Below are 11577 nucleotides of genomic sequence, written 5' to 3' on the forward strand. Positions count from 1 at the left end.
TTGTATTAGTCGCGTGTCCACTATTGGTGGGTATGATCAAGCAATGTCTGCTTCTGGCACGGAGCGAACAGAAAGCAGGGCCACCAAATCCGCCACGTGCCAAAAAACTAAATTATGATCTGACAGATACATGTATCAATGAAACTGTCGCTGCCAGATCAATTACGCCATTTTCTGTATTTTGCATTCAAATTAACAATATTCAGGAGGCATAAACTGAAAGGAGCTCTTTAGCTGCCAATTGACCAAGTGCGTTGGCCGCAAAAGGACTGTCACCTGTCAGTACCTTACGATCTTTGTATACGCTTCCTTTAATATCATTATTAACAATATTCATCCCCATTTGCTTAAGTGCCTCCCCAAAATACCATGTGAGATGGCCAGGCATATAACCTATATCAGGCGTCTGCTTATCAGCTGAATCTGGAAAAGCGCAAATAGAATACCCCTTAAGAGGGTTTTCACCATTGCGCAGCGAAAGGAATGCTGCTGGGCCATGGCAAAGGGATATGACGAAGCGGTCATTGTTCATGAACCAGCGAAGAGTATCGGCTACTGCGCTGCTTTCCGGCAGCCCAATCAGTGCGCCGTGGCCACCAGGAATAAACACGGCAGCATATTCACTTTGCTTGTTCAGGCTATTCAATATATCAGACAATTTTTCAGGGTTTTGGAACTTGTCTCTATACCGGCTGAAAAATGGCATAACTTTCTCATCCCTATGCGGCATAGCCCAGTATTCGAACTTGGCCATGTAACCTGAGATTGTCGCAATGTCAAAATCAAAACCAGCGGCATGCAGGTGATACATTGGAATAAGCGTTTCAACAGGATGGTTTCCCGTTGAGAACAGAGCCCCGCTATCAGTCATCAGGTAACGCTCATCCGCAGCGATGACCAGCACCTTCTTCCCTCCCATGCACTGTTTGGGATAGTCGTAGTCACTAAGGTCAGATACGGGGCTGGTAAACTGACTCAGAGAATAGTCCGAGGGGAAAAATGCGTTTTCTTCGGCATGATCCACTTTCGGATGTTTACTTGTATCATTTGTCATTACGTATTCCTCGTTGATTGGTGTTAACTCTCTTTCTCGGGCCTGAATTCGCCGGTTACAAGGGCGACCAGGATAGCCTGAGTAGTGGTAGTCTCTTCCATACGGTTGCGTACGTATCTCAGGTGGTTTGCTACAGCATGCGGAGATATTCCCAGTAAACCAAGAACCACTTTAGCTTTTGATGACTCATACCCCCAAACTAAACGCTCCTTTAATGCCCATATTTCCGAATATAGGAATCATAATATTTTGCAAAATATCACTAACAAAATTACGACAATTCAATAACTTTAAAAGTAGTTTTATGTTCCAGTTTTATGCCAGGTGAAATCAATCGATATTTTTATAAAATATCGATTTAACTGTAAGTAATTCATATGATTTTTTCATAAAAAAACTTCACTTCCCCCCGGAGTATACGTTCAGTGAACGGCCTCTTCATGAACGAAACTGAGAAAAAATAGGCTACAGTCATAACCATACCGTAGAGCAACTTCTCTCACATGCTGTTTCAGAGAATTCAGGCCCCCTCAGATCTCTTGCATCTGAAGAATGGTATCCAGAGCTATCCTGATCACCCCTGAATGCAATAGTTTCTTATACTAGGCGCATGACAGAACCATAAAATGAGAGCTATCCCTTATTATCATGACTTCAGTAAAATTTAAATTTGCATTGAGGTAGCGATATCGAGACGTTGCAATTCGTCAATCGTGTAGATGCGGAACACATTCCTGTGGCGGGTTTCCAGTTGGATGTGTTGATGATTCACGATGACGTACTGGATGCTGCCAAACAGCCGTTCAAGACCGCGTTTTTTTTGCGAGTCTGGCACAATATAAAAAACGTAGATCCAGTCTTTACGTGTTCGGGCCAGTAAATGACTGGCGATGATCGACTGGTAGCGGGCTTTGGTTTTCAGATGGCGCTCGGTCTCGATGGCGATCACCTTGCCGCTGGGGAGGGCAATTAGCCCGTCCGGGCGGTGACTGACCTGATAACGGCTCAGGAAAGTTGTGCGATCGCCATGTATCCAGCCGCATGCGCCTTTTTTTTCGAGGATGATCCGCGCCATCTGATTATCAAGGTGATGTTCCAGCGTCCAGCCTGTGAGTTTTGAAGGCTCAAACCGGGCCGGGAAAATTTCATCATCAGGCTGTATTACGACCGCCAGCCCGTCGTTGGTTATTCCCCACAATGAAATTTTCTTCGTACGTGATACCAGGACGTGTTTTTGTATTAACCCCATTTCCACAACTTTTGAAAGAAGGGAATACAGTGATTTATGATCCCTGAAGCCGAACAGCAGCATTAATGTTTTAAAATCACTGTACGTTTCTTCTTTCAGGAATTTCAGCAGTCGTTTTATCTTCTCGCGATGTCGGGTCTGGCGCTCGCGGTATGCGGTGATAAGCATCATTCCCCCTTCTAAAAGTTCAGTGACGAGGGTTCATCCTCTCTACCTGCACTCGTTGTTGTTGTGTGTTTCTCGTCCACCTTATCAAAAAAAAGGTCGGGTTGCGTTGTCGTGATAACTGATGTTGATGACGGCCCGGATGACATTTCTTCCTCGTCAAAATTCAGGGGTATGTTGACTCTTGCGGCGGTGGCGGCAACAGTGGGCGATACGGCACAGATCGCCAGTTCCCTTTTTTTAACCCTGATGGGAGAAATCAGTGAAGCAGAAGGGAGGGCTTTGGTGGTGAAGATAAAGCTGACAAAATCAGGCAGGTTCAGCACCATATTACTGTCGATAAAGAAACGCTCGGCCTGCCTGATGGTGCGTTCTCTATCGATTGTCTCTGTCAGTACCGCATCTGTTTTCGCTTTGCGGACCTCATCATCGACTAATATGGTGCCCGACATCCTTGCCACCCATTCAGCGGTATCAGGGTCCATGACACGATAAACCAGCTTGAATTTAGCATTCTCCACGACAGCACCCACTACGGCATCGCTTTTCAAATCTGCAGGACAATCTTTTAAATCGGCAATGGATTGGTGGTCCATAATAATGTGTACACCTTTATCCCGTGCCGCACCTAGGCCTTCCAGTGCAGGCTTGGATAAATGGTATTTCAGTTCGGAAAGGTAAATAGCAATAGGGCGGGGTGTGTGGTTTACCCGGTCACGCCTTTCTGCCAACTGGTACAGCCGAACCAGCAGCATGCGCTGAGCGGTAATAATTTTGCTATTGCGCATCGAGCCAATCACATAGCAGCAACCACCTTTATCAAATATCGTTTTGAGGGAAAATCCTGTCGGTGCATTGATGGCATTGAGTAAGGCCAGCTCCTCAATTTTCCCGAAAAAGGCTTTTATCTTATCAGCGATACTTTGGACGTATTCCCCGTTATACACATCCCGAATGGTTGAGGTCGTATTACGGGCGACAAATTGTGCAGCTATTCGGGCTGCTTTGCGATCGTCAATGCGATAAAAGTCAGACTCTTGTCCTTTCTCTGCCAGACTGAAACCCGCGACAAAAAGTTCTTCCAGTTCATCAGCGGTGATATCGTTAATCAGGTTTAGCTGGTATGCCTGTTTCCTCAGGTCAATTAGGGCAAAGGGTTTCCCTGCATCCTCGCAGGCTTTCCGGTAAAGGTGTGGGGCCCACTCATCATCTTTGGGGTCCATAACAAATACGCCTTCACCGGCCAAAATACTCTGATAAAGTAATATCCCGGTAGCCACCCCTTTACCGGCCCCCGTGGTCCCGATGATATCGGCATGTTGTTTTTGCCAGTCTTTTAACGGCAGGTACATCGGCTGTTTCATTCTGTTCATGCCGATAAAAATACCTTTACTCAGGTTAATATAATCCTCCGGGTTATAGTGCAATGTTTCCGGTAGCAGCGATTTCACCGTTCGGACATCAGTACGTAATTCCCTTTCCAGAGTGGTTTTTCTGACGAACCGACTTTTTACTTTATCGAGTTCAGGTGTTAACACCCTGCGCAGAAGAATATGGAAAACAAAACCGGCTGCGGTAGAGGTAATCAGTATCAGCCAGGAGAGGACAGTATTGCTGGTGGCTATCTTTATTCGGTATATCCATTGAAATAATTCGTTCACCACGGGCGCTATTGTGCCAAACAAAAAGCACAGTATGGAAAAAACTATCACCAGCTTTTTCCATAAAGGGGCTTTGAGTCGTTCATCGCTTTTCATCGACGCGAAGAATGGCATGGTCAGCCCTGAGAATAGCGCCAAAATAGGTTGATGCTGGTGCATAAAAACGAGCAGTCCCAGCATGCCGTCCACTATCGGTGATAGTGAAACGATCAGCTTATTTAACACCATAATGCTTCCTTTATCGGCCATTCGCCCCACGACATCGCCCCCTCAATTCGCCCCACGGTGTTGGGCGAAAAGCTGGGGTGAAAGCAGGGGCAAACAGAGGTGGCTGCGGTGCAGCCATGTGCCGGTAGATAGACATTCCGGCCCGAAACGATGTGCGCCAGTTCATGCGGGCTGGACGCCCTTATTGCCTGGCGCGTGGGGGTAATGTCGTGGCTGAACGCCGCGCCAAAATCCCCAGGGTCAACGGCGGCACACCGTCGCCCGCTACGCGCGACCAACCCCTTTAAGACGCGCGTTTCGCCTGTTTTTTTCTCGCAAGCTCCAAAAAACGGGAACGCTGCTTTAAAGGGGTTGGTCGCGCCTGATCGGTAATATCCCCGCTGGGGCGGGAAATATTACCTGGCTTGACGGTGTGCGGGGCAAGCCCCCCACAAAAAACGGCACGTGGGCGTGCCTTTCTGCTCGCTGGGGCGGCAAAATTTTTGCGGCTCCCCCGGCCTGCTTAATTCGCTGTGGGCGAATGTGCGCAGATGGATGCGGTACCTGAAAATTAACAATTTCTGCGAAATTGAATTTTCTGTCCGCGTTCCACTGGCTTATTTCACGGCTTAACAATTTCTCCGAAATTGAAGCCAGAAATTAGCCAGCCTCAACCCCGCCGTCTGTCAGTCTGTGGCGCTGTGAGGCATAGTGTAATGTCCGGTGGTTCACACCTGTTTGCGATATATTTCAGCCCGGCATTCCTGTTCAGCCTTTAATACCTCCCGGTAGGTTTCATCATCGACTTTCGTTCCCTGATTTTCGGCGTATCGTCTGAGTTTGTCAGCATCCTGTTCATTAAGACGCGAAAGATGATGTCGCAATAAACTGATCAGTCTACTTTCATAGATCTCATAGTAAAGGCCGCATCCCTGATTCGCTTCCTCAGAGAACTTTCTGTACACGGCTCCGACCGATATTCTGTCATGATGCATTGAGTGGATGTTGGAAATAAAAAGGTTTTCTTTATCCATATTTATTTCTCCCCAAAAAACGTACTAACATAATGGCCTGAGGTTTATTATCCTCTGAGCCTACCAAATCTGGACAGGATTTTATTCACCGCCTCCGGGTCGGCATTGGCACATTCTCCGAGGAAAGCTTTTCTGGCATTCAGTGTATGACCGGGTAAAAATCCGTGTTTATTCTTTTTGACGATATTAAAGAAAGTTTTTTCAGCTGAATGGCACTCACTCCCTCCACTGTTTCCGGTCGCTTTCCCGTACATACAAAGCACGACTTCGCATGGGTCAGAGGCGAAGCAATAAACAGGGGGCACAATGGCAATGCACAGCATTACCGTCGCAATGGTGGCGTATTTCATGATGAAGTCCTTACCATAATTTCTGTACCAGGATATCGGTATATTTAATGTGAAAAATAAATATAGGTATTGCTACACGTCAGGCACTGAGTTGCAGGTTGATATTCAATAACACCTTTTGCGCCATGCTGGCGAAGCCAGCTTGTTGCAGTAAAGAATGCTGTGCCTGATGGTGCAGCAACAACAATACGCGTCGAATGCGCAACTGCGTAAAATACGTCGGGGGTCCAGAGTGTCTCGTTAAACTGCGTTGAGTGAACGGACAATAACCAATTTCCATTAACGACTGGGGAAGGATTAATAACGGGGGTGTCATTCCATTGCGATAAATTGATATTCACTGACTCGCCCGATTTATCCCATTCAACAGATACCGGTGGGGGTGGTGACGAACAGCCGGTAAGCACCATTAAAAATAACAGTATATTGATGGTTTTCATTATGCTTTCATCTCCTCGAAGAAGGCATTACGGTGCAGTGGCCGGAAATAGATATCATTCATCCGGCGGACGTTGCCGTCTAAATCAATACTGACAATAACATCCAGACTGTCCAGCACTTTGCGTAATATAAACGTGTAGGGCAGCCGGGCGCATTGTGGGTTTTCATAACAGCGAGTAATAAAACCGTCTACCGCTTCTATTGCTGAACCCGCATGAAGGGAAGTCATACTGCCTTCATGGCCGGAGCCGGTTATTTTGAGAAAATCCCAGGCTTCACCACCGCGCACTTCGGTTAACAATATACGGTCGGGATTCATGCGATAATTCCAGCGCAGAAGACTGGCTGGCGTCACAATCGAGCCTTTTTCATCTGCTGATTCGGACGGATAGAAGAGGTGGACATAGTTTTTATGAACAAAAAAGGTGATTTCCGGATTATCTTCAATGGTCGTAATACGCAAATGGCGAGGAATAAAACCAATCAGCATCTTCATGTAGGTTGTCTTCCCGGTACTGGTTTCCCCGGCCACTGCGATAGTTTTACCGTACTCCACGCACTTCTCCATGAAACGCGGGATATCTTTGGCGGTATACAGGCCCAATAATTCCTGGTCGTGTGTCTGAGTGGTTTCTGCGCCTGTTACCCTGTTATAAAAACCGGCATCAATGTAGCTCTGGTGGGGAATTTGTACCTGTGACGGCTTTCGGATAGTTATGGAGACGGTGTTGCGCTCACAGGCCGGAGGGACAATAACCTGACAACGTTCACCGGATTCCAGCGTGGCTGACAGCCCCGGTTTGATATCTTCAATATTGTCGCCGTGATGCTTTGCCAGGCATCTGGCGAAGTTGTAGCACCCCTCATAATCCAGCGAAACACTGTGTAGCTCCCAGATACCATCAATTTTGGTAAATAGCTCGCCCGGGCGGTTGACGGCGATTTCTGTTAGTCCAGGATGAGCAATAAAATCGCCAAAAAATCGCTGTGTATAGCGATCGAGAGAGATGTTTTTCATGTGATATCCTTGTATCGGATACATTTATGGAGGGAGTATGTCGAAGACGAAAGTACTGTTCGCTTATTGCCATGAACTCGGGCGCTGTTTGTCCATTGATGAAGCGCGAACGGAATTTTTTTCCAGGAAGCCGGAAGAAAGGAAGCGGTTCACTTTTTCATGTAGCGATCGCAACTGTGATGTCACCATTAGCGGTGTTAACTATCACGTCAAAGCTGAAGATGGTGAGAAATTCAAGGCTGCGCACTTCCGTTCACCTCATCCTCACAAGTTCGGATGTGAATGGCTCGAATTCACCGAGGATGCGGATCAGGACCGGCGTCCAGATGAGTCAGAGGCTGATTTCACAGAACGAAAAGCAAAGCAAAAGCTGACGGACTATATCAACTGCTTTGACCCTTCAATAGATGATCCTGATGGCGAACCATCCGATCCCGTGAAGCTTGTTACGCCTGTTCACACAAGAAAAACGGTCGGGGATGATGATAAAACGGGTACAAATGAAGAGCCCCGCTGGAGTCGCTACACGCGAACCAACCAGCTTCAGCGACTTATCGACACATGGCAGGAAGCGAAAGAAACGCTCCCTCAGGATGAGTTCCGGGCGTTGAGACTCAGGATCATGCACCATGATCAGGTCTATCTACATGAATATATAACGCATATACAGCGTGGATTGGCTAATCCGTATTCGGGCGTCATCTATGGTGGTGGGACCCTAATGCATCGGTATGGTCGGGGTTTTCTGATTAATTTCTTTGATAAACATGAGGGGAAGCCTGTTCGCCTGTATGTCAGTAAAGATCTGATGGCGAAAGGACGGTTTGGTCATTATATCGATGAGATTCTGGACACTAAAAACGTCAGATATTTCCGTATATTTTTACTCAATCCGGTTGTTTCCGAACGGGAAAACAGCACAGGAAAAAGCGTTATCAACCTTGAAATATCAAAGCTGCGTCAACTGGCTATTTACTACGAACTGAACTCCAGCAGAGAAGATGAATCTTCATCGGTGGAGACGGAGGGGGAAAGTCCGGCGTAGCGGGCTAATGTCGTCACAAGAATGAGTATATCGGTGACGTCAGGCAGCGATATCTGCTTATGTGCCAGCCGGATATCGTCCGAGGAAAACGGCGGTGCATCCAAAGGGCCTTCACTTATGGTGATACAGAACGTTTGTCCTTCACCTGAGCCAATACTGAGCTCTGCCAATGCGCCGCTTGCACGATAGCATGTCATGACTATTCTTTTGATTCCGGTAAGGTGTGACAGTAAGTCGTTGACGACAGCATTGCTGAAATCGTCCCTTACGATGACGTCTGTCGCCGTAACACCAAACAAAAACTTTCGATTATTCACTCTTCATCCTCAGCGTGTAGATGCCTGAAAAATCAATATCCTGACCTGTGACCAGGTTGATGATTTCACCCTGATTTTTGTAGAGAGTCGGTGGGATATTAATGCTGTTTTCCAGCGTGGTACGTGCCATATCCGCCATAGCCTGACGGCTGTTTTCTGTATAGTCGGTATTCCGATCTTTCTGACCGGCGCTGTTGGATGCCCATGCCCCAATATCAGGGATCATACCGACCAGTAATGCGCCTCCAAATCGCTCTCTGAAATGCGAGTCGATCCAGCCATCAACGCCAGCCTCGCCAAGCTCTCCGGCAGCACTCGTATCGACCAGCGGAATATCAAGGAAAGGGGGCTGGCGGGTACGCAGTTTCGTGATGATGATGAATGCGCGTCCCTGTCCATGTGTCATTCCTGTTTCTGCGCCAGTCTGGTACATCCCGGTGGCGGTGGTCCCTTTTTCAATCAGCTTTGTATTACCGCTGGCGCTCCAGATGTCTTCGGCGATCGTGCAGCGGATTTTCCCAGCCCGATCTGAGACAAAACGGTAATCCAGTGAGCAGGGAATAGTGGTATTTTCCGGCACGTACAGATCGGGATTATAAGGAATTCGCCGGACCGCTGTCGGGGACGATTCCGGCTGTGGCGACGAGGTGTTTAGCGGCTGACCGGTATCAGAAGATTGTGTCCCTGACGGCTGCCCGGTAGAGGATACCTGCGCCATTTCCTGATGCCGGGTCCGTACCGGATTTCGTACCGCCGAACCTGAACCCTCCCGGCGCACCAGAAAACGGGCTTTATCTAAGTCGGGTAGAGCCTCCGATCCGTTGGGTGTCATACTACCAGGGTTGTTGTCCGCCGGTTCTGGTGTTTTCGCGTCGATATAGTGCGTACCCAGATCGGTACGCTGTCGGGAATCGGTCCGATCTGTCGGGGCCACTGTTTCCTGAGGTTTTTCTTCACCGGGCTGCCAAAGAAGATTGTGGTATATCCAGTTACCCCCCCACGCCAGTGCAATCAGGGCAACGGCAGCGAATGCCAGAAAAGAGGTGGCGTTCCCCCGCTGGCGCTTTTTCAGTTTATTGACAGTCGGCTGTATGGGATCGTTATTGTCATCATCCTGCCAGGTGTGAAGCACAGCTTCACGCTTTGCGCGGGCCTCGCGCTCAAGCGCAGCAATATCATCATCCTTCTGTGTCGGACAGGACCTGGACTCATCTGGCACAGGATGTAGATGTTCGTCATTCATGTGTACAGTTCCTCAGCTGTTAATGGGTTGCGGTTTTTTCCACTCGCTCAACCTGCGGGGAGACTGTGGCACCATCTGCGACTTGAACCCTGCCGAAACCACGATTTTCCAGGCCGACCACAGCGCCACCGGAACGCAGGACCAGACGGGGCGTGACCTCCTGAATAACCAGTACGGTGAAGTTGCCTTTCCTGCGGACACTGCTGTTAACCACATGCTCCTGGCCGTTTAGCTCTTTCGTCAAAGAGGGAATGGATTTGGCCGGGGAGAAGCCCACGAACGTAAAGCGACCATCGTCATAGGCGAAGTCCGGAACGATACGCGTGCTATTGCTCCCCGGATATTTAAGATAGTCCCAGTTTCGTGGCGTCTGCGCGGCGTTAAGAGCCTGCTGGATATCGGTCTGCTGTTGTTTCTGCTCCCGTTCCCGCGCCTTGGCTGTGGCCTCACGGCCCGCTTTTTCGTGTGCTTCATCGGGATAGCGATAACTCACCTGAAAAGCAGGCTGCTGCGATGATTTTTCATCGATGACGTTTAGCTCGACGTTATACAGCCGCCGAGTGGTAACGATTAGCATGTTGGTATGCCAGTCGTGACTGTTGGGAGGAATGACCACCTGCGCTGTATTACCGTCCACTCCGGGGGCACCCTGAATCAGTGCTACCGGGCGGATACTGACCCGGTTTGCGTCTGTTGTGGCTTCCCATGCGTCCTCAAAACCTGGTTTAGCACTGATAACCGCTTCGTCATTGTCAAAGATGAGCGTGGTTACGAAACCGGGTCGGGTATTGACGACAGTGACGTTAAACGGGTTATAGACAACCTGCTGGAGACGGGCGTCGTAGCGGCTTGCTTGTGGTATTGCAGCACCCCAGGCTATACCGCACATCGCCAGTGCGAAAAGGATGATAATTTTCATTATTCAACTCCTCTGATTTCACGATCTGCCTGCCAACTGGTCACCGTAAAACCGAACGGGTTAACTTCCCGCTCTGTATCGCTCATTTCCTTACTGGGGTCGGAGTGGAATGTCAGATGGGCATCCCAGTATTCTGTACGCGTACTACTATCAGCGAGGCGGCGGATAGTTTTTTTGTAACGGAGGGTGGCGACGTTATTGGGGGCAGTGCCTTCGGTGATCTGATTAGACAGGATGTCGATATGTACGGTGTGGGCCTCATTCTGGTACACCTTATCCGGGGCGTCTTTACCTGCATACAGTGCCAGGTAATCATCATTAACCTGAGGGCTGTTATAAACCTGTACCGTTGAATAATCGTCCTGTAGGGCAGGGTAAATGTAACGTTCACGCACTCTGACGTAACTTGAGGTCATCGCCTTCTGATAAGCTTCTTCCGCTGTCAGACTCGTTTTTGACGCTCGGGTGACGTGTTCCACCCGTCCGGTATGATTATCTACAGCATACAGCTCAATAACTGTCTGTTTCAGCGGTAATAGCAGCACCACAGTGGTGAGTGCCAGTATGGCAATGAGTAAGCCCGCGCCGCCAACCATAAATCCCGCCTTCGTGGCGCGTTTGTCCCGCTCAATCATTTTCTGCTCAAAGGTGTGGGAATCAGCAATGATTGACTGTTCACTCATGATTGTTTAACTCCGCCATAATCTGAGGCGTGTTTACCGGGATGCCATGCCCACTAAAGGCCAGGGGATGGGGTGACTGTGCACAGCCGTAAAGCGCGCACAGTAAAATCAGCGCAATCAAGCGTTTCATGGGATGTTTCCTCAGTGGGTTGGATAGAGGGTAGTGTTAGCGCCGGGGGGATTGACGGAAA

At 48.7% G+C, this 11577-nt stretch carries 12 protein-coding genes; 1 reads left to right on the forward strand and 11 read right to left on the reverse strand.

Annotated features, from left to right (window positions below):
- Nucleotides 1-202: 202 nt before the first annotated feature.
- The 7 genes from hchA to virB11 all read right to left on the reverse strand — a co-directional run bounded on the left by hchA (nucleotide 203) and on the right by virB11 (nucleotide 7179).
- The gene (gene hchA / locus ABLV78_RS08620; RefSeq protein WP_206159638.1) at nucleotides 203-1054 is read right to left on the reverse strand and encodes a glyoxalase III HchA; all 852 of its coding nucleotides are present in this window, start codon (nucleotides 1052-1054) and stop codon (nucleotides 203-205) included.
- Between the two features lie 664 nt (nucleotides 1055-1718).
- Nucleotides 1719-2471 (reverse strand): MobC family replication-relaxation protein, encoded by a 753-nt coding sequence (mobC, locus tag ABLV78_RS08625; protein ID WP_206159784.1) that lies wholly within the window; start codon nucleotides 2469-2471, stop codon nucleotides 1719-1721.
- Nucleotides 2472-2482: 11 nt separating this feature from the next.
- A complete protein-coding gene (locus tag ABLV78_RS08630; protein WP_206159637.1) occupies nucleotides 2483-4357 on the reverse strand; it encodes a type IV secretory system conjugative DNA transfer family protein in 1875 nt (624 codons plus the stop codon).
- A gap of 707 nt (nucleotides 4358-5064) precedes the next feature.
- A complete protein-coding gene (locus tag ABLV78_RS08635; protein WP_057067605.1) occupies nucleotides 5065-5370 on the reverse strand; it encodes a hypothetical protein in 306 nt (101 codons plus the stop codon).
- A 47-nt stretch (nucleotides 5371-5417) separates the two neighbouring features.
- Nucleotides 5418-5720, reverse strand: a complete 303-nt coding sequence (locus tag ABLV78_RS08640; protein WP_206159636.1) for a TrbM/KikA/MpfK family conjugal transfer protein — start codon at nucleotides 5718-5720, stop codon at nucleotides 5418-5420.
- A 44-nt stretch (nucleotides 5721-5764) separates the two neighbouring features.
- Nucleotides 5765-6163, reverse strand: a complete 399-nt coding sequence (locus tag ABLV78_RS08645) for a cag pathogenicity island Cag12 family protein (RefSeq protein ID WP_206159783.1) — start codon at nucleotides 6161-6163, stop codon at nucleotides 5765-5767.
- A complete protein-coding gene (gene virB11, locus ABLV78_RS08650; RefSeq protein WP_100194233.1) occupies nucleotides 6160-7179 on the reverse strand; it encodes a P-type DNA transfer ATPase VirB11 in 1020 nt (339 codons plus the stop codon). The genes ABLV78_RS08645 and virB11 overlap by 4 nt, the downstream gene beginning before the upstream one ends.
- Before the next feature lie 37 nt (nucleotides 7180-7216).
- On the opposite strand from virB11, the gene ABLV78_RS08655 reads away from it, so the two are divergent.
- The gene (locus tag ABLV78_RS08655; RefSeq protein ID WP_100194234.1) at nucleotides 7217-8224 is read left to right on the forward strand and encodes a hypothetical protein; all 1008 of its coding nucleotides are present in this window, start codon (nucleotides 7217-7219) and stop codon (nucleotides 8222-8224) included.
- 309 nt (nucleotides 8225-8533) lie between these two features.
- Here the strand turns inward: ABLV78_RS08655 and virB10 are convergent, their stop codons facing one another.
- Genes virB10 through ABLV78_RS08675 form a run of 4 tightly spaced genes read right to left on the reverse strand, consistent with a single transcriptional unit; the run spans nucleotide 8534 to nucleotide 11516 of the window.
- Nucleotides 8534-9784, reverse strand: coding sequence for a VirB10/TraB/TrbI family type IV secretion system protein (virB10, locus tag ABLV78_RS08660; RefSeq protein ID WP_348865392.1), 1251 nt, complete (start codon nucleotides 9782-9784; stop codon nucleotides 8534-8536).
- 19 nt (nucleotides 9785-9803) lie between these two features.
- Nucleotides 9804-10703, reverse strand: a complete 900-nt coding sequence (gene virB9, locus ABLV78_RS08665) for a P-type conjugative transfer protein VirB9 (RefSeq protein ID WP_157787654.1) — start codon at nucleotides 10701-10703, stop codon at nucleotides 9804-9806.
- Nucleotides 10703-11386 carry a VirB8 family type IV secretion system protein gene (locus ABLV78_RS08670; protein ID WP_348865391.1) on the reverse strand — a complete coding sequence of 228 codons (684 nt, stop codon included), beginning with the start codon at nucleotides 11384-11386 and terminating at the stop codon, nucleotides 10703-10705. The genes virB9 and ABLV78_RS08670 overlap by 1 nt, the downstream gene beginning before the upstream one ends.
- Nucleotides 11379-11516 (reverse strand): hypothetical protein, encoded by a 138-nt coding sequence (locus tag ABLV78_RS08675; RefSeq protein ID WP_044711701.1) that lies wholly within the window; start codon nucleotides 11514-11516, stop codon nucleotides 11379-11381. Before ABLV78_RS08675 ends, ABLV78_RS08670 begins: the two co-directional genes overlap by 8 nt.
- Nucleotides 11517-11577: the final 61 nt, after the last annotated feature.

This window comes from Klebsiella sp. CN_Kp075, assembly GCF_040065055.2.
Lineage (GTDB): Bacteria > Pseudomonadota > Gammaproteobacteria > Enterobacterales > Enterobacteriaceae > Klebsiella > Klebsiella aerogenes.